Annotated in this window: 21 protein-coding genes; 11 read left to right on the top strand and 10 right to left on the bottom strand. The window is 61.7% G+C overall.

Features of this window, described 5'->3' with window-relative positions; translation table 11 throughout:
- Window positions 1-104: 104 nt before the first annotated feature.
- The gene (locus tag ACX5I4_RS03385; protein ID WP_461835407.1) at window positions 105-1,256 is read right to left on the bottom strand and encodes an ROK family protein; all 1,152 of its coding nucleotides are present in this window, start codon (window positions 1,254-1,256) and stop codon (window positions 105-107) included.
- Between the two features lie 195 nt (window positions 1,257-1,451).
- Between ACX5I4_RS03385 and ACX5I4_RS03390 the strand changes: the two genes are divergently transcribed.
- The 4 genes from ACX5I4_RS03390 (at window position 1,452) to ACX5I4_RS03405 (ending at window position 8,090) form a co-directional block, all read left to right on the top strand.
- A complete protein-coding gene (locus ACX5I4_RS03390) occupies window positions 1,452-3,185 on the top strand; it encodes a glycoside hydrolase family 13 protein (protein ID WP_461835408.1) in 1,734 nt (577 codons plus the stop codon).
- Window positions 3,186-3,273: 88 nt separating this feature from the next.
- The gene (locus ACX5I4_RS03395; RefSeq protein WP_461835409.1) at window positions 3,274-4,563 is read left to right on the top strand and encodes an extracellular solute-binding protein; all 1,290 of its coding nucleotides are present in this window, start codon (window positions 3,274-3,276) and stop codon (window positions 4,561-4,563) included.
- 3 nt (window positions 4,564-4,566) lie between these two features.
- Window positions 4,567-5,541: a carbohydrate ABC transporter permease gene (locus ACX5I4_RS03400; RefSeq protein WP_461835410.1), complete on the top strand. Its 975-nt coding sequence runs from the start codon at window positions 4,567-4,569 to the stop codon at window positions 5,539-5,541.
- A complete protein-coding gene (locus ACX5I4_RS03405; RefSeq protein ID WP_461835411.1) occupies window positions 5,538-8,090 on the top strand; it encodes a glycoside hydrolase family 66 protein in 2,553 nt (850 codons plus the stop codon). The genes ACX5I4_RS03400 and ACX5I4_RS03405 overlap by 4 nt, the downstream gene beginning before the upstream one ends.
- Window positions 8,091-8,490: 400 nt before the next feature.
- On the opposite strand, the gene ACX5I4_RS03410 is transcribed toward ACX5I4_RS03405, so the two are convergent.
- Both ACX5I4_RS03410 and ACX5I4_RS03415 read right to left on the bottom strand, forming a co-directional pair.
- Window positions 8,491-9,375, bottom strand: a complete 885-nt coding sequence (locus ACX5I4_RS03410; protein WP_461835412.1) for a helix-turn-helix transcriptional regulator — start codon at window positions 9,373-9,375, stop codon at window positions 8,491-8,493.
- Window positions 9,354-10,091, bottom strand: a complete 738-nt coding sequence (locus tag ACX5I4_RS03415) for a DUF2306 domain-containing protein (protein WP_461835413.1) — start codon at window positions 10,089-10,091, stop codon at window positions 9,354-9,356. Before ACX5I4_RS03415 ends, ACX5I4_RS03410 begins: the two co-directional genes overlap by 22 nt.
- A gap of 138 nt (window positions 10,092-10,229) precedes the next feature.
- Between ACX5I4_RS03415 and ACX5I4_RS03420 the strand changes: the two genes are divergently transcribed.
- Window positions 10,230-10,943, top strand: coding sequence for a TetR/AcrR family transcriptional regulator C-terminal domain-containing protein (locus tag ACX5I4_RS03420; RefSeq protein WP_461835414.1), 714 nt, complete (start codon window positions 10,230-10,232; stop codon window positions 10,941-10,943).
- Between the two features lie 73 nt (window positions 10,944-11,016).
- On the opposite strand, the gene ACX5I4_RS03425 is transcribed toward ACX5I4_RS03420, so the two are convergent.
- The 4 genes from ACX5I4_RS03425 to ACX5I4_RS03440 form a co-directional block, all read right to left on the bottom strand.
- Entirely contained in the window at window positions 11,017-11,415 is a 399-nt protein-coding gene (locus ACX5I4_RS03425; RefSeq protein ID WP_461835415.1) for a PepSY domain-containing protein, read from the bottom strand.
- Window positions 11,416-11,696: 281 nt separating this feature from the next.
- Window positions 11,697-12,794: an ABC transporter substrate-binding protein gene (locus ACX5I4_RS03430; RefSeq protein ID WP_461835416.1), complete on the bottom strand. Its 1,098-nt coding sequence runs from the start codon at window positions 12,792-12,794 to the stop codon at window positions 11,697-11,699.
- An 87-nt stretch (window positions 12,795-12,881) separates the two neighbouring features.
- Window positions 12,882-13,766 (bottom strand): ABC transporter permease, encoded by an 885-nt coding sequence (locus ACX5I4_RS03435; RefSeq protein ID WP_461835417.1) that lies wholly within the window; start codon window positions 13,764-13,766, stop codon window positions 12,882-12,884.
- On the bottom strand, window positions 13,763-14,620 hold the full coding sequence (locus ACX5I4_RS03440) for an ABC transporter ATP-binding protein (protein WP_461835418.1): 858 nt from the start codon (window positions 14,618-14,620) through the stop codon (window positions 13,763-13,765). The genes ACX5I4_RS03435 and ACX5I4_RS03440 overlap by 4 nt, the downstream gene beginning before the upstream one ends.
- A 287-nt stretch (window positions 14,621-14,907) precedes the next feature.
- On the opposite strand from ACX5I4_RS03440, the gene ACX5I4_RS03445 reads away from it, so the two are divergent.
- The 4 genes from ACX5I4_RS03445 (at window position 14,908) to ACX5I4_RS03460 (ending at window position 18,088) form a co-directional block, all read left to right on the top strand.
- The gene (locus ACX5I4_RS03445; protein WP_461835419.1) at window positions 14,908-16,536 is read left to right on the top strand and encodes an ATP-binding protein; all 1,629 of its coding nucleotides are present in this window, start codon (window positions 14,908-14,910) and stop codon (window positions 16,534-16,536) included.
- The gene (locus ACX5I4_RS03450) at window positions 16,533-17,204 is read left to right on the top strand and encodes a response regulator transcription factor (protein WP_461835420.1); all 672 of its coding nucleotides are present in this window, start codon (window positions 16,533-16,535) and stop codon (window positions 17,202-17,204) included. The genes ACX5I4_RS03445 and ACX5I4_RS03450 overlap by 4 nt, the downstream gene beginning before the upstream one ends.
- Window positions 17,205-17,291: 87 nt before the next feature.
- Window positions 17,292-17,774 carry an SRPBCC family protein gene (locus ACX5I4_RS03455; protein ID WP_461835421.1) on the top strand — a complete coding sequence of 161 codons (483 nt, stop codon included), beginning with the start codon at window positions 17,292-17,294 and terminating at the stop codon, window positions 17,772-17,774.
- Entirely contained in the window at window positions 17,771-18,088 is a 318-nt protein-coding gene (locus ACX5I4_RS03460; RefSeq protein WP_461835422.1) for an ArsR/SmtB family transcription factor, read from the top strand. The genes ACX5I4_RS03455 and ACX5I4_RS03460 overlap by 4 nt, the downstream gene beginning before the upstream one ends.
- A 20-nt stretch (window positions 18,089-18,108) precedes the next feature.
- Here ACX5I4_RS03460 and ACX5I4_RS03465 read toward each other — a convergent pair whose 3' ends face one another.
- Together ACX5I4_RS03465 and ACX5I4_RS03470 are read right to left on the bottom strand one after the other, a co-directional pair.
- A complete protein-coding gene (locus ACX5I4_RS03465) occupies window positions 18,109-18,423 on the bottom strand; it encodes a hypothetical protein (protein WP_461835423.1) in 315 nt (104 codons plus the stop codon).
- 48 nt (window positions 18,424-18,471) lie between these two features.
- Complete coding sequence (locus tag ACX5I4_RS03470) at window positions 18,472-18,936, bottom strand: hypothetical protein (RefSeq protein WP_461835424.1); 465 nt, start codon at window positions 18,934-18,936, stop codon at window positions 18,472-18,474.
- 470 nt (window positions 18,937-19,406) lie between these two features.
- On the opposite strand from ACX5I4_RS03470, the gene ACX5I4_RS03475 reads away from it, so the two are divergent.
- Together ACX5I4_RS03475 and ACX5I4_RS03480 are read left to right on the top strand one after the other, a co-directional pair.
- Complete coding sequence (locus tag ACX5I4_RS03475) at window positions 19,407-20,468, top strand: SIR2 family protein (protein WP_461835425.1); 1,062 nt, start codon at window positions 19,407-19,409, stop codon at window positions 20,466-20,468.
- Window positions 20,465-20,872 carry a hypothetical protein gene (locus ACX5I4_RS03480; RefSeq protein WP_461835426.1) on the top strand — a complete coding sequence of 136 codons (408 nt, stop codon included), beginning with the start codon at window positions 20,465-20,467 and terminating at the stop codon, window positions 20,870-20,872. The genes ACX5I4_RS03475 and ACX5I4_RS03480 overlap by 4 nt, the downstream gene beginning before the upstream one ends.
- Window positions 20,873-20,921: 49 nt before the next feature.
- Here ACX5I4_RS03480 and ACX5I4_RS03485 read toward each other — a convergent pair whose 3' ends face one another.
- Window positions 20,922-21,437 (bottom strand): SLATT domain-containing protein, encoded by a 516-nt coding sequence (locus tag ACX5I4_RS03485; protein ID WP_461838636.1) that lies wholly within the window; start codon window positions 21,435-21,437, stop codon window positions 20,922-20,924.
- Between the last annotated feature and the right edge of the window lie 243 nt (window positions 21,438-21,680).

The raw sequence follows: 21,680 nt of genomic DNA on the forward strand, positions 1-21,680 counted from the left end.
GGCTGCGTATTTCGTGGAGGGACGCGAACTCCGGGATGGCAAAACCACGTGCTCCCGCGGCTCGTCCAGACCTTGTCCGAACTCGAAAGCGCTGAACCTGATATCTAGTTGGGCGCTGGCTGCTGCATTGCGCCGATCGCTGCGCCACGGGCCCAGTGAGTGTCGTCAACGTCGATGACAGCAATGGGTACCTCACGGGCGTGGACTTCGCGATCGTGCCTCCGCCCGGCGTCGATGGCTTCCCGGGCCGCCGCTGCGAGGCCGATGCCTTCCCCGCTAAGGATGATCAATTCAGGCATGACCAGGGCTGAAGCGATGGTGAGCAAGCGGCCCAAAGCGAATCCAGCTTCGTCGACGAGTGTCTTGGCAACCCCTCCGCGGGCCGAGAGTTCGAGCAGTTCCGCGTACGGCACGGGCCTGCCCATAGAGGCCAAAGCCCTTGACTCGAGGCTGGGCTGGCTCAGCATGACATTGGCGCAACCGCGGTGGCCCAGATCGCAAGGCGGCCCAAACGGATCCAGGGGGATGTGACCGGCAGTGCCCAGGCCGGAGTTGGCATCGGTGATCATCTGGTGGTTGATGACCAGACCGTAGCCTACGCCCGCGCCGATGGTGAGAACCACCAGATTCGCAATGCCACGGCCGGAGCCCAACCAATGTTCCATCAAGGTCAGGGCGTTGAGGTCGTTGATGATGCTGACGGGCAAACCCAGCCGCTGTTTCAGGAGGTCACCGAACGGAACGTCTTCCCACTTGAGGAAAGGTGCCCAGCTGATGTTCCCGCCGTCCATGACCTGGCCGCCGAGGCACACCCCGATTGCGGCAACAGGTTGGGGAGCTGATTGCTCAACCCTGCGGACCAGGTCCGCCACGAGATCGGCTACGTCTTCGGGCTGCAGCGAGCCGACCGGGGCTTCTGCTGTGGCTATTACCTCGGTCCGCAGGTTGACCAGTGCCGCGGACGCATGCGTTCCCGTGAGCTTCACACCGACGAAATAGTGGCGGCCCGCAACGATTTCCAGCGGTTGAGTGGGGCGTCCGCTGGGGCCGACATGCCGTGATTCCGTCTCAATGATTTCACCCGAAGTCAGCAAGGGTTTGGTGACCCGGGTGAGGCTTCCGGCAGACAGGCCTAGCTTTTCGGCGAGCGCACTTCTGGACAGCGGCCCGTCTACGAGCAGTTGGTACAAGACGTCCCGGGCCGAGCTTGGCGCACCCAGCCACGTGGGGTGGGCGGGGGTTGGCTGCGGGTCCATGTCGCCTCCTCATCGATGGGCTTGTGCAAGACTATCGCAGGATTTCTGATTTTTGTATCGAAAGTTAGATGGAGGGAATCGCGGCCAGATTGATGGTGCGCATCACATTTCCATGAACTATTGACAGTTGAGACTTCTACAGCAAAACTTTCAGTACTTCACAAACGGCATAGTCGCCCAACAAGGGACTCATCAATGACGATTCAAGAAACCCACGCCGACCCTCCCATAAGCACAGACCATGACTGGTTCAAGAGCGCGGTGGTGTACCAGATCTATCCTCGCAGTTTTGCGGACTCCAACGGCGACGGCGTAGGAGACCTTCGCGGCATAATTGGCCGGCTCGATTACCTGAACAAGCTGGGCGTGGACGTTCTGTGGTTGTCGCCTGTGTACCGCTCACCTCAGGATGACAATGGCTACGACATTAGCGACTACCAGGACATCGACCCGATCTTTGGAGACTTGGAAACTCTCGACGAACTGATCGCCGGACTGCACTCCCGTGACATGAAGCTCGTGATGGATTTGGTCGTCAACCACACTTCCGATGAACATCCATGGTTTGTGGAATCGCGCTCCAGCTTGGAGAACCCGAAGCGGGATTGGTACTGGTGGCGCTCTCCTCGGGACGGCGCGGAGCCCGGTTCCGCAGGGGCCGAGCCGAACAACTGGGGTTCCGCGTTCTCCGGGCCAGCATGGGAATACGACCAGACCACAGGCCAGTACTACCTCCACCTGTTCTCGAAGAAGCAACCTGACCTCAACTGGGAAAACCCGGAAGTGCGGGCGGCCATCTACAGCATGATGAATTGGTGGCTGGACCGGGGCGTGGACGGTTTCCGGATGGATGTCATCAACTTCATTTCGAAGGATCAGCGGCTACCCGACGGACCCAAGTCCGACGACAAGCTCTACGGCGACGGCGGTGCTCATTTCATCTGCGGTCCCAGGATTCACGAATTCCTGCAGGAAATGCACCAGAAGGTTTTCTCGGGGCGGGACCGGCAGTTGCTGACCGTCGGTGAGATGCCTGGAGTCACGGTAGAGGACGCCGCCCTTTTCACCGATCCCGCAAGGCAAGAAGTGGACATGGTGTTCCAATTTGAGCACGTCGCACTCGATCAGGAAGACGGCAACAAGTGGCGGCCAAAGAAGTTGCTGCTCACCGAACTGAAGAAGTCGCTGGCCCGCTGGCAGGAAGGGCTTGCGGCCCACGGATGGAACAGCCTGTACTGGGGAAACCACGATCAGGCCCGGGCCGTGTCCCGCTTTGGGAACGACGGCGAATACCGGGAGGCGTCGGCCAAAATGCTGGCGGGCATCCTGCACCTGCACCGGGGCACCCCCTACGTATATCAGGGGGAGGAGCTGGGCATGACGAATATGTCCTTCGGCGCGATCAGCGACTACCGGGACATCGAAGTCCTCAACCACCACCGCGAGGCCACCACGCATCTGGGCCACACCGATGCCGAAGTACTTGCAGCCCTGGCGCCCCTGAACCGGGACAACGCACGGACTCCCGTTCAATGGGACGGGAGCCGGAATGCAGGTTTCACCACCGGAGCCCCGTGGATCGCGGTCAATCCGAACGCGCGTTCCATCAACGCTGCCGCCCAGGTTGAGGACCCTGATTCTGTCTTCAATTTCTACCGCGAAGTCATCGCGCTGCGCCATCGCGATCCGGTGGTTTCCCATGGCGACTTCACCATGCTCTTGCCTGAGGACGAACATGTCTACGCCTTCAGCCGCTCGCTGCAAGGCACGGAGATGCTGATTATCGGCAATTTCTCATCGACGGAGCGCTTGGCCGACGCCGGCGATGATTCCTGGGCTGCCGCAGAACAGGTGTTGGCCAACTATCCGCTGGAGAAGTCGCTGCGCCTTCGCCCCTGGGAACTCAAAGTCTTCCGCCGCAGCGCGTGATCCGCTGTCCCAAGCTGCCCCCAACCTCCCCAAACCGTCATTACTCCTTCTACGGGTACTCGCTGCCCGAAATGCGAAAGGTCCAGCCATGATGAAAAAATTCTTCACGCTCTCCTCCATAGCCCTTGTGGCTGCCGCCGGCCTCACGGCTTGTGACACCGGCGGCGGTGGGGCCCAGCCCGCCGCGGTGTCCACCTTGTCAACAGGGGCCGCTGTGTCCGGGGAAATCACCTTCTGGCACGCCTACAGCGCGGGCGGGGGTGAGATTAAGGCCTTGGAGAAGACCATCATCCCGAACTTCGAGAAGCTTCACCCCGGCGTCAAAGTCAAGGCCGTGCAGATCCCCGACAAGGACATGCACCAGAAACTCGTCACGGCGGCCGCTGGTACCAGCTTGCCGGATGTCATCCGCGCTGACATTGTCACCGTCCCTGAGCTGGCCAAGATCGGCGTGCTGACCCCGCTGAGCGAGGCCATGCCGGACTTCCAGTACTGGGCCGACAAGATGTTCCCCGGTCCGCTCGCCACGAACAAGTACAACGGCAAGCTCTGGGGCCTTCCCTTGGACACCAACACCAAGGTGGTCATCTACAACGATGAGGCGCTCAAGGCCAGCGGCATCGCTTCCGTTCCGAAAACGCTGGACGAACTCAAAGCAGCCGCGGACAAGGTGGGAGGCAAATACATCCTCGCCGAAGGTGGCTCCGGAGCATGGCAGATGCTCCCTTACATCTGGTCCAACGGCGGCGACATGACCGATCCCGACGTGAAGAAGTCCGCAGGCTACCTGAACGGGCCAAAATCCGTCGCTGCCCTGCAGATGATCGTCGACCTCTACAACAAGAAGGCCATCCCTGGAGTAATTCTCGGGGGCAGCGGCGGAACGCCAACGGGCGACGGCTTGCCGAAGGGCATGTACCCGACCATTGTGGACGGTCCCTGGACCTTCCCCAACATGGCCACGTCCTACCCGAAATTCCAGCCAAAGACGTCGCCAATGTTCAGCGGCGACGGCGGTAGCGTCAGCGTGGTGGGCGGCGAAGACATCGTCATGACGCAGCAATCCAAAAACAAGGAGCTTGCTGCCGAGTTCATCCGCTACATGCTGTCTCCGGACGCCCAGAAGGCGATGGGCCAGGTGGGCCAGCTCTCCGCGGAGAAGGATATGGCCGAATCGATGGCATCCATCCAGCCCTACTACGGCGCCTTCCTGGAGCAACTCAAGACCGCCAAGCCACGGCCAGCCACGCCGCAGTGGGCAAAGGTGGACGACATCTTCACCAAGCAGGCCCAGCTTGCGCTTCAGGGCAAGCTCTCCGCCCAGGAGGCAATGGATGCCGCAGTGGCACAGATCGATCCGCTCTTGGCGCAAGGCTGATACATGACGTCGCAAGGTGTTCTCCGGAAACAAGCAGTTTCGACGCCCGCCGCGGCCCGGCCCCGCAAACCAGGCCGCGGCGGGGCGAGCCGCCGGCCTTCCCATTGGTGGGTGCCGTGGGCATTCGCGGCTCCTGGGTTGATCCTGTTCTTGCTGACCACCGGGTATCCGCTGGTGCGTTCCCTTCAGATCTCGTTCTACAAGTGGTCCGTGTTGCCCACCCAGGCAAGTACCTTCATCGGACTGGACAACTACGTTCGAGCCCTGGCCGATCCCCAGTTCTGGACGAGCGTGGTCAACGCCGGTGTGTACCTAGTGATGTCCGTTCCAGCCACCGTTGCACTGGGCCTGTTCTTCGCGGTGCTCCTCCAGAAGAAGATGCCGGGCCGTACCCTCTTCCGGGTCCTGTTCTACATCCCGGTGGTCACCAGCTGGGTAGTGGTCTCCCTTTTGTTCAAGTTCCTTTTCACCACGGACAACGGCGCGGTCAACTGGTTCATTACGGACTTTCTGTCCCTTTCCGATCATGCCGTGCCGTGGCTTGAACAACGCTGGACAGGAATGGTTGCCATTTCCCTCCTGGGGATCTGGAAGAACCTGGGATGGTGCCTGGTGGTGTTCCTGGCGTCGCTGGGCGGTGTGGGGGATGAGTTGTATGAGGCCGCTGCCCTGGACGGCGCCAATGCCTGGCATAAGTTCGTCCACGTGACGCTCCCCGGAATCCGAGGAACATTGCTGTTTGTGCTCGTCTTGCAGGTAATCGGCGCATTCAACGTCTTCCCCTCGGTCCTTCTCATGACCAACGGCGGACCGGCCGGAAGCACCGAGGTTCCCTTGACCTATATGTACAAGCAGGCGTTCTCGTTCCTGGACTTCGGCTATGGCTCGGCCATGTCCTTTATTCTCGCGATCTTCATCTTTGTGGTGTCCTTCGCCCAGTTCAAATTCTTCGGTGAGAAGAAGGAGGCCCTGCGATGACGGCGATTTCCCTCAAGCCCAAAAGTTCACGCGAGGCGGACAACCCGTCCAGGAACGAACGTTCAAAGCGGCCGTTCAACATCTGGCTGCTAGTCCGCGTAGCGATCGTCGTGTGCGGGGCCGTGATGATGGTGGCGCCTTTCATGATCATGGTGTCCACGTCACTGGAGCCCAACACGGCCACACTTCCGAATCCTCCGCATTTCCTGCCGCAGACCCTCACCTCGGCAAACTACGAGGAAGCTTGGACGGAGAACAATTTCGCTGGATTCTTTGGAAACTCAGCCTACGTTTCAGTGCTCACCACGGTGGCGTCAGTGGTCATTTCGTCGATGACGGCCTTCGCCTTTGCCCGTTTCGATTTCCCCCTCAAGAACTTCATGTTCTCCCTGCTGCTTGCCGGTTTGATGATCCCGGGCATTGTGGTGATCGTCCCGCAGTTCGTCCTGGCGAAAAGCCTGAACATGCTCGACTCCCTGGAAGGCCTCGTGTTTTTCTACACGGCCGGGCAGATTGCCTTCACCACATTTCTCTTGCGGGCCTTTTTCGAAAGAGTCCCCAGGGAATTGGACGAAGCCATGACGGTCGACGGCGCGGGCATCCTCCGCAAATTCCTGGTCCTGTACATCCCCCTTGCCCGCCCTGCCCTGGCCACCGCGGCCGTCTTTTCCTTCCTCGGCGCGTGGGACGAATATGTGTGGGCCCTGACTGTCATTAGCGACGCCACCAAGCGCACGCTTCCCCTTGGCATCGCGGCCTTCCAAGGCGAGCACTCAACCGCCTGGGGCCTCGTGTTCGCGGCCTCCACTCTCGCTGTCATCCCAGTGATCGCCGTCTACGTCGCCGGACAAAGCACCTCATTGCCGGAATCACCACCGGCGCCGTCAAATAGGCGCGTCACAACACCCAAGGACACCCACATGGTTCAACCCTTCGACATCCTCCCTACCAAGGCGAGCTACTCGCCCACGGAACCGGCCGCCGTCGAACTCTGGATTCCCGACGGCGGCACCGCCGCCCTGACGGTCTGGCACCTCGGCGAGCGGGTCCAGACGCACGAAAGATGCGGTACCGGAATTCTTAACCTTGGCCCTCTCGGCCCGGGAGGCTATGGCATTGAACTGGAGGCCTACGGCTTGACGGTCCGGACCGCAATCGAGGTCGCCGCGGACCCGAGGGCACGCTTGAGATACGGTTTTGTGGCCAGCTACGCGCCGGACAAGGACGTGCGGCCCGTTGCCGAACTCGTCCGCAGGCTGCACCTGAACGGCGTCCAGTTCTACGATTGGGCCTACCGGCACGCGGACCTGATGGGCGGCGGCTCGGACTACTCGGACGCCCTCGGCCAGCCCGTTTCCCTGGCCACGGTCAAAGAACTTGTGAGGACTATCCAAGCGGCGGGATCCCGGGCACTCGGTTATGCCGCCGTGTACGCGGCCGGTCCCGGCGAATGGCACAACTGGCAGCAGCACGCCATGCTCACCCCAAGCGGCGAACCCTACGCGTTGGGAGACTTTCTCTTCCTCCTGGACCCGGCAGCCCAACCATGGCTCGCCCACTTCACCAAGGAACTCGCCGACGCCACGTCAGCCCTCGGATTCGACGGCTTCCACCTGGACCAATACGGGTATCCGAAACGCGCAGCCACTCCGGACGGTGCCCTGGTGGACGTCGCAGATTCGTTTGTCCAGCTGATCGAGGGCGTCCGGAATGCGCTACCCGCCAGCCACTTGGTCTTCAACAATGTCAACGACTTTCCCACGTGGCGCACAGCTCCGACTCCCCAGGACGCCGTCTACATCGAAGTCTGGCCACCGCACACCACATTGGGTTCCCTGGGCGACGTCGTCAGCCGGGCAAAGTCGGCGCGCCGGGGCCAACCGGTGGTGATTGCTGCCTACCAGCATGTGTACGACACAGCGGACCAGCAAGCTGCCGACCGGGCAACGGCGCTGACCATGGCCACGCTGTTTTCCCATGGGGCAACCCAGCTACTCGCCGGCGAGGGGGACAGGGTCTTGGTTGATCCCTACTATGTCCGCAACCACCCCATCAACCAGGAAACATCCGCGTTCCTGGCCCGATGGTACGACTTCCTGGTGGAACACGACGAGCTGATCATGGATCCGGGGATCTGCGATGTCACCGGATCCTACGCAGGGACATACAACGACGATCTGGACATTTCCTACCAAGCCGCGGCGGTAACGGACAGTCCTGAACCAGGGGCCGTCTGGCGCCGTATTACGAGCGTGCCGGGCGGCTTCGCCATCCACGTGATCAACTTGCTGGGCCAAACAGACACGGAGTGGGATGAGCCGCGCGCAATGCCCCAATCGCCGGGCGAGGGGCGCCTGCGCATCCGGAGGACCCTGGGCACGGTACCGCGTATTCGGTACGCAGATCCGGATGGGCAGCGGAGGCTCGTCGATGTTCCCGTGGAGCTCGACGGGGACTACGCGACGGCGATTCTTCCTCCGCCGCACCTGTGGCAGCTCGTTTATGTGACGGAGGAATCCGCTAGGACTCAGCGAATGCCGGAAGCTTAGGCTCAACCGCCCAGGCGGCCCGGTGCAAAACAGTCGCCAGCCAACCCCGCAGGCGAGCCAGCCGTGCGCGCCGGGCTCGGCGCGCGGATCCATCCGTGCGCACTGCCACGGTGGGTGCCCCCGGCAACGCGCTGCGGCTTTCATTGCTGACGATGTTGATGACTGCGTGAGCCATCACCAACGAAAAATCCATAGTCATCTTCTTCTCATCTGTAACGTGGGGCGCTGAACTGTCGAATCAGTTTGCGGCGGAAGAAACCCGAACACTCAAAGGCGGAAACCGCCGTCGTGCAAGGTTCTGTTAACGACGCTAAGCGCTTCGGATGACCATGTCAGTAGCTGTGCCGCTCCCTGCTTTTCCTAGGACTGGCGGTCCCACCCTCACCGCTCGCCTGGGCGGTCAGTCGGAGATCGACGCCGGTGCGGCCAGTTCGCTTGCACTGGTCGCCGCCCAGCTGGCGAGCAGTTTCAAGCGTTCGTCACTCGCCGACCCGGGTTCCGCGGTGTACGCGAACATCGTCCACCCGGGGTTGGCCGGCAGTTCCATTGCCTCGTAGCTGAGTTCGAGATCCCCGACGACGGGGTGGTGGAGGCGCTTGGTGCCCGTTCGGTGGAAGCGGACGTTGTGGGCGGCCCAGCGTGTGCGGAATTCCTCGCTTCGGGTAGCGAGTTCGCCGACCAAGTCACTCAGGCCCTTGTTGTGCGGTTGCCGTCCGGCGTAACTGCGGAGCGTGGCGACAATATCGTTCGCGCCTTGCTCCCAGTCCGGGTAAAAGGTGCGCGACTCGGGGTTGAGGAACACGAACCGGGCGTTATTCACGGGCCGGACGGGATCGGCAAAAAGGGGTGAGTAGAGGGCACGGCCGAGCGGGTTGGCAGTGATGAGATCCATGCGCTCGTTCCGCACCCACGTGGGTGCTCCTGTGATCGCGTCCATGAATCGTTGGAGGCTCGGGCGCACCTGCTGTGCGGGGGTGACTGCCCGACGACGGCGGGCTGGCCCGGGCTGTGCGGACCGGGCGAGGTCGAACAAGTGGGCGGTCTCGGCTTCGTCGAGCCTGAGGGCTTGGGCGATTGCTTCAAGCACTTCGTCCGACACGCCTGTGAGGTTGCCGCGTTCCAGCCGCGCGTAGTAGTCCACGCTGACCGAAGCCAGGGTTGCGACTTCTTCCCGCCGCAGGCCGGGCACGCGGCGGTTGGCACCCACTATGAGGTTCACTTGATCGGGGGTCACCTTGGCCCGGCGGGAGCGCAGGAACTCACTCACATCGTTTCGACTATCCATGGTTTCAGGCTACTTCCGGTGGTGGAGCTGTGGGAGGTCCTGCCAGTACACCGTTCAGAGCGCACACGCCGATGAATGGCATACTCGGCCACCGCAAGGTTGATCACCCAGGAGGCGCCCATGAGCACTGCCCGGGTTGCCTCGTCAGTGGGGCCGAAAGCAAGCACCCAGGGGAGGATCACCAAGGCTTGGGTTCCTGCGCCGAGACCGATTGCGTAGGCGCGGGTCATCCACGCGCTGTGCCTCACGAAGTCCCGGCGGCGAATCGCGAGAAAACCCAAGATGATGCTCGCAACCATGGCCGAACCGAAGATAAGCCGGAGAACGAGGAGAGCCTCGCCGTCGCCGGCTGGAAGGGCATAGAACATCGACATCCACAAGCCGGAGAGGGCCGCGAGCAGGCCGGCCGGCACCAGGATGCGCCCCGCGATCCGGTGCCAGGCGCGCTTGGCCCGTCGAAGCGAGGGAACGAACTGAAAAGCCCCGAGCAGGCAGTAAACGGTGACACTGACAATGTGCGTCACCACCGGGATGGGGGAGGCGAAGAACCGCTCGTTCTGCGGAGTCACGGCGGCGCCCGCGGTCAATTCAGTGAGACGCGCCGCCCCGGCGATCACCGGGATGAGGCTGAGGAAGATCAGCGCGGCGGGCACTGGCCATTGTGCCCGGCGGAGGCTGCGGGTTGCGGGGACGGAGCTGGCGGTTTTTGATGTCATGGCTTGACCCTCGACTCAGTGGTTTACGCTCGGATTACGCTCGGGTGTACGGTGTACACCTTATGAGTCACAGGGTAGGTGTACGTTGTACACTTGTCAATGCGGGGGCAGGGCGACACATTCGGGAAGGCGATTCAGATGACGGAGCAATTGGAGGCAACACGGCGCATTCCCCTGAACCGGGACCGCGTGCTTCTCGCCGCCGTCGCGCTTGCAGACGAGGCGGGCATAGAGTCTCTCAGCATGCGTCGGCTCGCGCAGGAGCTCGGAGTGGTTCCGATGGCGCTCTACAAGCACGTCGCCAACAAAGAAGAACTCCTCGACGGCATGGTGGACACTATCGTCGGCGAGATCGAACCTCCTGTCCCCGATGCCCACTGGAAGAGTGCGGTCCGGTTGAGAGTGCTCTCGGCCCGGCGCGCACTCCTGCGGCATCCGTGGGCCCGCCCGGTGGTGGAGACCCGCACCAACACGACGCCGGCCGTGCTGGAGTACATGGACACGTTCGTGGGAATGTTCCTGGCCGGCGGATTCTCCGCGGACCTTACCCACCACGTCATGCATGCCCTGGGGAGCCGAATGTGGGGCTTCACCCAGGAGGTGTTCGACGACTCCGCAAGGCGGGACAGCGAAGAGCCGCCAAGGGTAACGGTCAAAGAGCGGGCCGCAATGGCCCGCCAGATGGCGGAGAGCTATCCGAACCTTTTTCAGATCGCCATGGCGGCAGCGCACGACGACGAGTCCGTCGTTGGGCACGGCTGCGACGACCAGTTCGAGTTCGAGTTCGCCCTTGACCTGCTCCTAGATGGCTTTGAGCGACTCCAGGAGCGGAACTGGACGTCGGGCGGCTGAGCCGGCGTTAAGACAGCGGTGGGCGGATACAGCTGGGTGCTGCATCCGCCCACGTGGGTAGTTGGGTCGGGAGTCAGTGGCCGGGGCCGCCTCCGGGGCCGCCGGTTTCGGTGGCGGTGACCTTGAAGTTCGCATCGAGTTTGACCGTGGCGTGGGTGCCGTCCGACTTGGTGATGTGGGCTTCGTAGGCCGCGCTGCCGTCGTCTTCGGTGGTCATGTTTTCGACGGTGGCTCCGGAGTTGGCGGCGAGTACGGCGTCCTTGACCTTGGCTGCCGTGTCGCCGGTCAGGGCCGTTTCGTTCCCGTGCGTGGCTCCGCGCGTGCCGCCGTCCGTGGCGGGAGCGGACGGGCTGGCGGTGGAGGTGTCAGTGGTTGCGGCGTTGGCTGGCAGGGCCATGGCGGTGAGGGCGCCGCCGCCTGCGACGGCGCCCACCAGGGCAACGCCCGCGGCGATTTTCCGGACTTTGTTCACGTTGGTGCTCCTTAGAAGTTCAACTCCGACGGTTTCGAAGCTATCCCTATCCTGGAACCCCACACTTTCGTGCCTCTGTACCTACCCTGTGCCCGGACTGTGACAATTCTTGCCGACTCACAGCAAGGCGGCGCCGATGTTCTCCTCCAAGGTGCCGGTGCGGGACATCGTGCTGGCTGAAAACGCATGATCGGCCTGCGTGGAATACCACGCAGGCCGATCCTGAGGCGTCATGTGCTCGGTGGCATGGTGACGCCGGTACCTTCTATGTGGAGATCACATCAGCCGTTGTCGCCGGCAGGCGTCGAGGTGGTCGTGAAGCCGCCAACCTTGTTCGCCTCGATCGCATACTTGTTCGTGAAGGTGCCGCCGACCGGGATCTTCGAAGTGTCCATGCCGAGCAGCTTCTCCATGGAAGCGATGGTCTTGGGGCCGCCCGCGGGCATAATGCCGTCCGGGAGGAACTGGCCCTTGTCCTGCTCAAGTGCCTTGACGTAGTCCTCCTTCTTGACGTTCTTGTTCTGGACGTAGTCCTGGGGCAGCTTGTCGGCGATGTCTTGGGCCGAATGTGTCGCGATCCAATGCATCGTTTCCACAAGCGCGTTGACGACCCGCTGAACGGCGTCCTCGTGGGTCTTGACCCAGTCGGCGTTGGCGATGACGCCCGCAGCCGGCCAGGTGCCGCCCACGGCCTTGTTCGCGCCGTCGGTCGTCGCGAGGTCGATCGCCGACTCAGCGATGCCCTGGCCCTCCATCGCGGCGACCGTTGGTTGGGTCGTCATGACACAGTCAGCCGCACCGGTCTTGACGGCGGCAATGGCGGTGGCGCCGGCTCCCGCCTTGACCGTGGTGTAGTCCTTGTGCGAGACGCCCGCCTGCGCGGCGATGAACTGCGTCAGCGTGTCGGTGCCGGATCCGAGGTCGGTGACGCCCATCTTCTTGCCCTTGATGTCGGCACCGGAGTGGACGTTGGCCTTGGGGCTGCACATGATGCGCTCGCCGGGGGCTCCCGAGAGCTGCACGAGGTTGATGATGTTCTTGCCCTTGGATTGGAAGTCGAAGGTGTGGATGTACCACGCGCCGGACATGTCGACCTGGCCTGACGCCATGGCCTCTTCGGCGCCCACACCGCCGTCGGTCTCGGTCGAGAGCTCCATGTTGACGCCGTACTTCTTGTACAGGCCGAGCTGGTCCGCGAGCTTGTACGGGAGGTAGATCTGCTTGTCGATGCCGCCGATCATCATTTTCACGGTGGGCATCGGGCCGGAGCTGCTAGTGCCCGAGCCGCCGCTGGCCGCGGGGGCATTGCCGCCACAGGCCGCGAGGCTGAGCGCTACGGCTCCGGCAGCGGCGACGGCAAAGATAGTGCGCTTCGTCATTGTTTTACGCATCCTTTGTTGATCCCCGAAGGGATGTGGGTGTTTGGTGGAACGGAATTGCTGGGTGGAAAGTTGTTGTTTTCGGCCTTAGATGGACTGGGCCTCGGAGCGGTTCGGTGGACGCCACTTGAGGAGCCGGTGCTCAAGTAGGCCGATGAGGAATTCGGCCCCGAGCGTGATGACGGCAATGATCACCATGCAGGCGAAGACTGTGTCCGGATCGAAGGTGCCCTGGGCTTGGCTGATGATGAGGCCGATACCCTTCTGGGCGCCGAGCACCTCCGCGACAAGGGCTCCGATGATCGCGAAGCCGAACGCCGTGTGGAGGCTCGCGATGATCCACGTCATGGCGGACGGGATCGTCACGTGTATCGCCACCTGGAACGGGGAGGCTCCGAGCACCCGCACGTTCGCCACGAGGTTCTGGTCCACTTCGCGGACGCCCTGGAACGCATTGAAGAAGACGACGAAGAACACGAGCACTGCTGCGAGCAGGATCTTCGGGAAGACGCCGAGGCCGAACGCCACGATGAAGATCGAGCCGAGCACAATACGGGGAATCGAATTCACGATCCGGATGTACGGCCCGACGACCGCCGAGAGGTACTTATTGGAGCCTAGGAGGATGCCGAGCACCACACCGACGAGCGTCCCGAGCACGAAACCGAGGAGCGCCTCCTGGGCCGTTACCCCAAGGTTCTCCCAAATGGTGCCGAATGCGGTTCCCTCCGTGAAGAGCTTGACGAGGCTGTCCCAGATCTGCGAGGGCTGGCCGAAGAAGAACTTGTCGACCCAGCCTTCCTCGGTGAACCACTGCCAGCCGCCAACCACCATGACGGCGAGCGCCACGCGGCCTATCCAGATCGCTGTCGTGTGGCGCCGGGCTTTGTTCCGGCCGGCGTTCTTGGCTGCTGTCTCGGTTTCCACTGGCTTCTCGCTCTTGCGCGTTTCATGATGGGTGAGGGTTGTCATGCTGCTGCTCCTGCTGTGCGCGCATAAGCGCGGGTAACTTCGTCCTTCAAGGACTCCCAAATGTGCCCTTGGAGCTCCAGGAATCGCTCCTCGTGTCGGATCTCCTGGACATTTCCGCGTGGCCTCGGCAGATCGATGTCGAAGACATCCTTGACCGAGCCTGGGCTGCTTGTCATGATGACGACCCGATCGGAGAGCGCCACCGCCTCGTCGAGGTCGTGAGTGATGAACAGGACTGAAGGGCGCAGCTCCTCCCAGAGCTTCAGCAGCTCGTTCTGCATGATCGCCTTGGTCTGCACGTCGAGTGCGCCGAAAGGCTCGTCCATCAAGAGAATCCGAGGATTGTTGATGAGGGCCGCAGCCATTGCTACGCGCTTGCGCATACCCCCGGACAACTGGTGCGGGTAGCGATCCTCGAAGCCGGCCAAGCCGACCCGACGCAGCCAGTCCATGGCTAGTGCCGTGGCTTCGCGCTTGGGCGTGCCGAGGAGGGTCGGGCCCATCATCACGTTGCCGAGCACGCTCTTCCAGGGAAAGAGTGCATCTGCCTGGAACATGTAGCTCACGCCGTTCGTGATGCCCTCCACGGTCAGGCCACCCACCTTGACGGAGCCTTCGCTCGGCTTCTCGAGGCCCGAGACCTGGGCGAGCGTGGTGGACTTGCCACAGCCGGTCGGTCCGACAATCGAGCAGAACTGGCCGGGTTCCACCCTGAGGGTCACATCACGGATGGCAGTGAATGTCTCGCCTTTGGGCGTCAGATAACGCTTGGTCAACCCGACGATGTCGATACCCGCACTGTCCTCGGCTCTCTCTACTGCACCGGGCGGGCGGTGGTGATCGTTGGCTTCCATCTGCTAAGACCTCTCTGTCTTTTGGTTGATCCGTGGGTGATCCTGGTGAGCGTGTGCGTGATCCGGATCACGGAAACTATGTAGAGCCTAGAAAGAGAAAGTTCGTCCCAGAAGGCTTCAGTAAGTTGTGGGGCTTAACAGCAAAAGTGCATGTTTTGAGCCTTTATGCACGGCCGTGAATCGTGGGTAGGGCACCGCCTGCTGCATAGTGGCCGTGAGCTTTGTCACATAAGCTGCTACTAGGAAATGAGGAACACGATGGCAGTACACATAGAGTTGCGTGGGCCGTGAAAGCTCTGAGCACGCGCTGGAAGGCACGTCCCCTCGCCTCCCAGATTCTGGTGTGGTTGCTTTGCATCCTGTTCGTCACTGTCACCCTGGGTGCGCTTCTCTACACCCAGATCAGTAACCAGACCCTCGAAGACCAGTACCGGCTCAGGGCGCTGGGGATTGCCACGACAGTGGCGCAAATGCCCGAAATCGTGACGTCGCTGGGCAACGGGGATCCAAACCAATCCATCCAGGCGATCGCCACCAAGGTGCAGGCAGAGGCGCGGCCGGCATACGTCGTCGTGAGCGACCGCTCGGGGAAGCGGTACTCCCACCCGAACCCCGACCTCATTGGCCGGACCCTTGAAGAGCCGGTCGCCGTCCTTGACGGGCAGACCCATGTCGGCATCGACAAAGGCAGCCTGGGCGACTCCGTCAACGCCAAGGCGCCGGTGCGCGCAGCGGACGGGACCGTCGTCGGGCAGGTCTCGGTGGGGATCCTGGAGACCACCGAAAGCAGCGAACTCGCCCAGCAGGTCTGGCTGATCGCCGGCTATTCAGCCGTGGTGCTGTTGATCAGCGCCATGGGTTCGGCGCTGCTGGCGCGGAGGATCAAGCGGGTCACTTTCGATCTCGAACCCGTGGAGATTGCGTCTCTCTTGCAGGAACGCGAGGCGCTGCTGCACGGCATCCGGGAAGCGATGATCGGGTTCGACGACGACGGGCGGGTCACAGTTATCAACTCGGAGGCGCGCTCGCTGCTGAATTTGGAAGCCAACGTCCTGGGGGAGAAGATCGAGGACCTTCTGCCTCCAGGAAGGCTCCGTTCCCTGCTGACCGGCCAGATCAGTGGAACCGACCAGATCGTGATCACCGAGGACGCTTTGCTGGTGGTGAACCGGATGTCGGTTGCCCTGGCCGGAAGAAGCATAGGCTCGGTGGTGACATTGCGTGACCGTACCGAGGTTGAGGGCCTCGTACGCGATCTGCGCTCCGTCGAAGGCCTGATGGAGGCCTTGCGCGCCCAGGAGCATGAGTACGCCAACCGCCTCCACGTGGTGGACGGACTCCTGGAGCTCGGGGACGTGGACCAGGCGCGGAACTTCGTATCGCGGATTTCGGACACATCGCGATCGCTTGGCGAGGGTCTGCGCTCGCGGATCGAGCCGCCGGAGCTCGCCGCACTGTTGCTCGCCAAAATCACTGTGGCTGCCGAGCAGGACGTGGAGATATCGGTGACCGACGACTCGCAGCTGCGCCAACCGTTCCTGGAAACGCAAGCGCTTCTGACGATCGTCGGGAACCTCCTGGACAACGCCGTCGAGATCCTTTCGGACCAGCCTGCACCCCGAGAGGTGACGATCCAGCTGGACGATTCCTCGGGTATCTTCATTTGCGTGACCGACAATGGGCCTGGTGTTCCCGCAGAATTGGTGGGAAAGATTGCCGCCGATGGCTTCACCACCAAGGAGCCGCGGCCCGGTATGAGGCGCGGGATAGGCCTTGCGCTGGTGAGCAGGATCGTTCACCGCGCAGGAGGCACAATGGATGTTTTCCCGGGCCCCGGGGGACGCTTTGAAATCTGGTTGCCGGAACCGCACGTGGACACCGAAAGCCCAGTCATGACAGGAAAATCGATCGAATGATCCGCACCTTGGTAGTCGACGACGACTTCCGCGTAGCGCGCATCCACGCCAGCCGCGTGGCCAAAATCGAGGGGTACGAATGCGTCGGCGAGGCGCACACCGCGGCGGAAGCCAGGGAGGCCGTTCAGCGGCTCAAGCCCGATCTGCTTCTCCTCGATGTCTACCTCCCCGACGAAGACGGCATCAGCCTGTTGCGATCCCTCCAGGGAGCCGGTGAAAAGCTCGACGCCGTCATGATCACCGCCGCCAGGGACCTTGAGACCGTGCGGGCCGCCATGCGCGGGGGAGCAGTGTATTACCTCGTCAAGCCGTTCGGCTTTGAGCAACTTCAAACCCAGTTGGAGGCTTATCGCCGCTGGCGGCGGGAGGCAGAGTCCCGGACTGTGGCCGATCAGGCGACGGTGGACCAGCTATTCAGCCTGCGCCGGACGGCTGCCCCGGCCCAAGGACCCCGACGCCTGCCACCTACCATGCAAAAGGTCCTCGACATGGTTATCCACGCCACCGAGCCCTTGGGTGCCTCGGACATCGCGACCAGCGTCGGCATCAGCCGCCCCACAGCCCAGCGTTACCTGAGCGAACTCGAACGGAAGGGGCTCGTTGAGCTGCATTTGGCCTACGGCGCCACCGGGCGGCCGGTGAATACTTACTTGCCCAGGAAGGCGTGAGGCGTTCCATCTGCAACCTAAGGGTTGCTCTTTTAGATTGTTAATGCAACCCTGTAGTTGCAGTAAATGACTGAAAGGAACAGAATCATGACTATGACTGCAAACCAGGCCTCCGTCGTCGACACGGGCGAATTCACCGTGAGGCGCACCATCACTATCGCCGCACCGATCGAGAAGGTCTGGGCCGCGATCACCGAGGCGGAGCACATCGCACGCTGGTTCGGGCAGGCGGCCGTCCTCGACAAAGTGGCTGTCGGCGCCGGGGGCGTATTCTCATTCGAAGGGTACGGCGATTTCCCGGTGCTGATCGAGGAGCTCGACCCACCGCGAATGATCGCCTACCGCTGGAGCAACGACGACGCGCGCGGCACCCAATCGGCCGACGTCGAACCTGACCGCTCGACCGTGTTCCGCTTCACGCTCGAAGCGCTCGACGGCGGCACTCAGCTCACCGTCGTCGAGACCGGCTTTGACGCGACCTCCGACCCCGCCTTCAATATGGAGAGCCACCGCCAGGGCTGGGACTCCGAACTGGACGAACTTGTCGCCTACCTCGAGGGCGGGTCGTGACCACGAGCACCCTGGTTCCTGTGTTCGCCGCGCTCGGGGACGAAACGCGGTGGAGCATCCTGGCGGCCCTCGGCGAGGGCGACGCATCGGCGTCGGCCCTTGCCGGGCGGCTCCCGGTCACCCGTCAGGCGATCGCCAAGCACCTCGCCGTGCTGCAGGAGGTTGGACTGGTCGAGTCCGTCCGCGTAGGCCGCGAACTGCGCTACAGGGTGCTCGGATCGCAGCTGAGTGAGACGGCACGCAGCCTCGATCGCATCGGCGCAGAGTGGGACCGCCGCCTGGCCGCGATCAAGCGGATCGCGGAAGGGCTGTAGCCCTTCTACTATCGGGTGGGCTACGTTGAGCGCCGGTTGCGCGCTTGGTGTGCCAGCTGGATGAAGCCATAGATGAAGGCGGCTTCGATGAGCGCCATTAACCCCAGCCACAGCAACTCGCCCTTGGCAATGAAGACAGCGGTGCCTGTGAGGACGAGTATGGTTCCGAGGACCAGCGCGTAGACGGCGAACCCGAAGGCCACCCTTGCGCTGCGCACGCCCGTCCGGAAGCCAAAACCCAAAGGTTCTCCGCCCGGGTATCCTTCGACGCGATCGTGTCCCGCGGGCTTGAGCCTGTCGAACTCATCCCAAGGATCCTGATCCTGATCGGCCATGTTTCCATTATCCCGCGGATGGGGCGCGGTTGCTTGAATCGGCAAGTGCTAGGCGGCCGCGTCCAAGCTCCGATGGCCGTCACGAAGTCGGCGGCCCCTATGTCGTGCGGCCAGGATAGTTCCGATGGTTGCCAGAACAGGGACGGCCAAAACGATGGTGCCGGCCGCGCCGTTCGCCACCCCGACTAACGCGATCCACCAGCACAGCGCCGCGGTGAAGCCACAGAGGATCACCAAGGATCCGCGATGCACGGACGGTGCGCTACGAGCCTTGTGGCTGGTCGAGTGCTTGACGTGCTTGGCCTCGTGGGGCTGACGCGGACGACGTGCGACCCAGAGCGTTCCGATGGTTGCCAGAACGGGGAGGGCCAGGAAGACAATGCCGCCTCCGCTATTGGTCACTCCGGCTATACCTATCCACCAGCACAACGCCGCCGTAAAGCCACAGAGGATCACCAAGGCCGTCCGCGTCGCTGGACGGGTCGAAATCAGCGGTTCGAGATGGCTGCTCATGGCCGCTCCCTGGATGCGAAATCCGCGTACTTTGCTATTCATCAGAGCATGGATCGGGGAGTTTGGCGAGGGGTTGGGGCTCGGACGAGGGTCCGAGGGGACTCGAATGGGGCACCGGGCCCGTCAGCTTGGCCCTTGCCGCGGCGATAGCCGTTCTGATCGCGTTCCTCACGATCAAGCGGGAGCGAACCCTCAGATAGGGCAGTCGGAGTCCGAAGAACTCGAAGTCCAACCCGCCGTAGCGGACCGGATCGGCGGCGCACCCCAGACGGCCGAAGGGGTGGAAAAGCAAACCACCTGCGCGATCCGTCGAGGGCCAGACGTAGGATGGCGGCAGACCATTTTACTCTCGAGCTAATCCCTTGGAATCAGAACGGTTACAAGGCGGAAGGGTCTTAGGGATCATCGTGGCATCAAACCGCATAGCCGTCCTATTAGGGGCCGGAGCGTCCGTCGACGCTGGATTGCCAATGACTGGAGGGCTGACCACGGCACTGATTAATAGCATCAAGGAAGAATTCGAAACACGAAATCCCGAGCTCGTTGAGGCCTTCAACTTCGTATGCAGCGCCATGATTGGTCACCGGGGAAACGCTGGGGTGGATCCTTATAGCGCGCTAAATGTCGAGAGAGTTTTTTCGGCCATCCGACTATTACAGAATCGCTCTGATCATGAAGCCGCCCCGTTTGTCTCCACATGGCTTCCCAGTGTTGAGGCTTTCGACAGCCACCCCGTCCCATCATCCGATGCGAACCTCGTGCAAGAAATGAACCGCGCTTTGTCCAGTGTCGCTGGCGGACACGGGCTCACGAAGACAATTGCAAAAATAGCCCGTATAGCGATGCAGCCAGGGAACGGCGATATCTACAGGGAACTTGACGCGGCGCTCAAAACGCAAGTCTGCAAGCTATTGGCTAGGCACAAAGACGTTAGCTACTTGGAACCCCTAGCCGATCTGGCTTTGAAACAGGGTGGACTGACAGTTGCAACCTTGAACTATGATCTCACCGTCGAATCCATGTGCCAGGCGGCAGGTGTCGACGTCGACACCGGAATCCTGAACTGGACACCCGGGAAAGCCCTGACTTTTAGCCAGGGGCCCGGCTCATTGAATTTGATCAAGTTGCACGGATCAATCAACTGGACATCCACTCCTAAGATCCCTGGAATGGACGACAGCAGCAGATTCATCCGAACCCAGACGCTAACCGAGATCGAAGCCACCAACAATCGTCACCCAGCGATCGTGATTGGTGACCGCGAGAAGCTAACTGCGGACGGTCCCACACTGGCCCTCATGCACAGCTTTGAGGAAGGCCTCACGAAAGCGGACCGGCTCATCATCATTGGGTATTCGTTTGGGGATGCCCACATCAATTCGGTCATTCGAAATTGGATCAACGCACGGGCAACACGCACACTGACGGTTCTCGATCCCTTCTGGTCTTGGGACGCTACTGGATTCCAAAAGGATCTGATTAACGGGCTGACAGACTCCCCCTCGAAGGGCCGACAGGCAAACCGAGAATGAATGTCATCACAAAGAACACCCAGGGTGGCTTGGCCGACGCACTAGAGTACGGTCCAAAAGCTGAGCCAACACTACTGAAAGCAACCTTCCTTCGCGACAAGGATCGCAACCCAGTGATCCGAATAGAGAACACTGGGCCCAACGTGACGCAATTGAAGATTTCAGCGGTGCGGACTCAAAAGGACGAATGGGCTGAGATCATCCATGGTTTTACCACGCCCAGATCCGGAGCCGGTCACTGGGCCATGCCTACATATGCGCTGCACAACCTCGACAAAGGTGGCCAGGTTGACGTCGAGCCCGTGCTTCTCCAACAAGAACACGGTTCCACCTTTGTGGGCCTTGAGTACCTGACCGATACTGGGCGTAGATCCTCGATACTTGAAGTACGAGTTACACCCTAGTAATCCAAGCTCAGTGCGCCGACCGACATGTTCGACCTATCGTAGGCGCTTACACGGTTGTACGTGCCCTTCGTTGTTCCAACCATTGATTGTTGAACTGCTCCCATACTCGGCAATACTCGTCATGGAAGCCCATTATTCTTCCACGATCTAGGTCATTTTCGTCCGTTTCGGCGACGTACATGGTCAGGTCCTCGTCGATTCGGTGCCAGTTAGCAAGGGCTTCCTCGGCCAACACCCAACGCGACCGCCAGTTGAAGAACGGTTCAATGGCACCCAAGGTGGTGACAAGGGCTGAGAAAATAAAACCCCATTGAGCTGGACCTGTTAATTCTGCCAACCCAAGAATTACGGTCGCGGTCGCCGAAAGGGCCAAACCCAGAATGTGAGTTCCGCTAGCCATGATTCTCCATGACTTACGGCGCCATCTAGCATAGGTCTTCGCGCTGTAGAGGTTCGTCCGAACTCGATCGGCGAGGTCGAATGCAGATAGCCCTGCTGCCAAGGCGTGTGTGGGTTCCCGGGAGGTCGGCTGAAGTTCGGAGGGTCTCTTGAGGAAGTTCATAATCTGCACTCAGCTATTGTGTACGACGCTTCTGGCCTAGACCGAAGACATTCCGACGCCGCCCGAAACTGCCCAGATAAACCAACGCTGGGGACATGACCGAAAAAGAAGCCGTCTAACTTCCGCTGGTCTCATGCAGTTTTGAAAAACTCCGGAGCCACGTTCGAGTCAGGTATGCCTTGACGTGAGTCACCACTGACTGGAGCCGGGAATGCCCGTCACTCGGAGAAGGCCCTAAACCGC

The sequence above is a fragment of the Arthrobacter sp. MMS24-S77 genome (assembly GCF_054888235.1).

Excerpts from the sequence above, each read along its gene's own strand:
- ACX5I4_RS03395 (WP_461835409.1), top strand. The coding sequence starts at position 3,274 with ATGATGAAAAAATTCTTCACGCTCTCCTCCATAGCCCTTGTGGCTGCC.
- ACX5I4_RS03400 (WP_461835410.1), top strand. The coding sequence starts at position 4,567 with ATGACGTCGCAAGGTGTTCTCCGGAAACAAGCAGTTTCGACGCCCGCC.
- ACX5I4_RS03415 (WP_461835413.1), bottom strand. The coding sequence starts at position 10,091 with ATGACATCAAAAACCGCCAGCTCCGTCCCCGCAACCCGCAGCCTCCGC.
- ACX5I4_RS03405 (WP_461835411.1), top strand. The coding sequence starts at position 5,538 with ATGACGGCGATTTCCCTCAAGCCCAAAAGTTCACGCGAGGCGGACAAC.
- ACX5I4_RS03485 (WP_461838636.1), bottom strand. The coding sequence starts at position 21,437 with ATGAACTTCCTCAAGAGACCCTCCGAACTTCAGCCGACCTCCCGGGAA.
- ACX5I4_RS03455 (WP_461835421.1), top strand. The coding sequence starts at position 17,292 with ATGACTATGACTGCAAACCAGGCCTCCGTCGTCGACACGGGCGAATTC.
- ACX5I4_RS03465 (WP_461835423.1), bottom strand. The coding sequence starts at position 18,423 with ATGGCCGATCAGGATCAGGATCCTTGGGATGAGTTCGACAGGCTCAAG.
- ACX5I4_RS03430 (WP_461835416.1), bottom strand. The coding sequence starts at position 12,794 with ATGACGAAGCGCACTATCTTTGCCGTCGCCGCTGCCGGAGCCGTAGCG.
- ACX5I4_RS03475 (WP_461835425.1), top strand. The coding sequence starts at position 19,407 with ATGACTGGAGGGCTGACCACGGCACTGATTAATAGCATCAAGGAAGAA.
- ACX5I4_RS03385 (WP_461835407.1), bottom strand. The coding sequence starts at position 1,256 with ATGGACCCGCAGCCAACCCCCGCCCACCCCACGTGGCTGGGTGCGCCA.
- ACX5I4_RS03410 (WP_461835412.1), bottom strand. The coding sequence starts at position 9,375 with ATGGATAGTCGAAACGATGTGAGTGAGTTCCTGCGCTCCCGCCGGGCC.
- ACX5I4_RS03390 (WP_461835408.1), top strand. The coding sequence starts at position 1,452 with ATGACGATTCAAGAAACCCACGCCGACCCTCCCATAAGCACAGACCAT.
- ACX5I4_RS03450 (WP_461835420.1), top strand. The coding sequence starts at position 16,533 with ATGATCCGCACCTTGGTAGTCGACGACGACTTCCGCGTAGCGCGCATC.
- ACX5I4_RS03435 (WP_461835417.1), bottom strand. The coding sequence starts at position 13,766 with ATGACAACCCTCACCCATCATGAAACGCGCAAGAGCGAGAAGCCAGTG.
- ACX5I4_RS03420 (WP_461835414.1), top strand. The coding sequence starts at position 10,230 with ATGACGGAGCAATTGGAGGCAACACGGCGCATTCCCCTGAACCGGGAC.
- ACX5I4_RS03440 (WP_461835418.1), bottom strand. The coding sequence starts at position 14,620 with ATGGAAGCCAACGATCACCACCGCCCGCCCGGTGCAGTAGAGAGAGCC.
- ACX5I4_RS03470 (WP_461835424.1), bottom strand. The coding sequence starts at position 18,936 with ATGAGCAGCCATCTCGAACCGCTGATTTCGACCCGTCCAGCGACGCGG.
- ACX5I4_RS03480 (WP_461835426.1), top strand. The coding sequence starts at position 20,465 with ATGAATGTCATCACAAAGAACACCCAGGGTGGCTTGGCCGACGCACTA.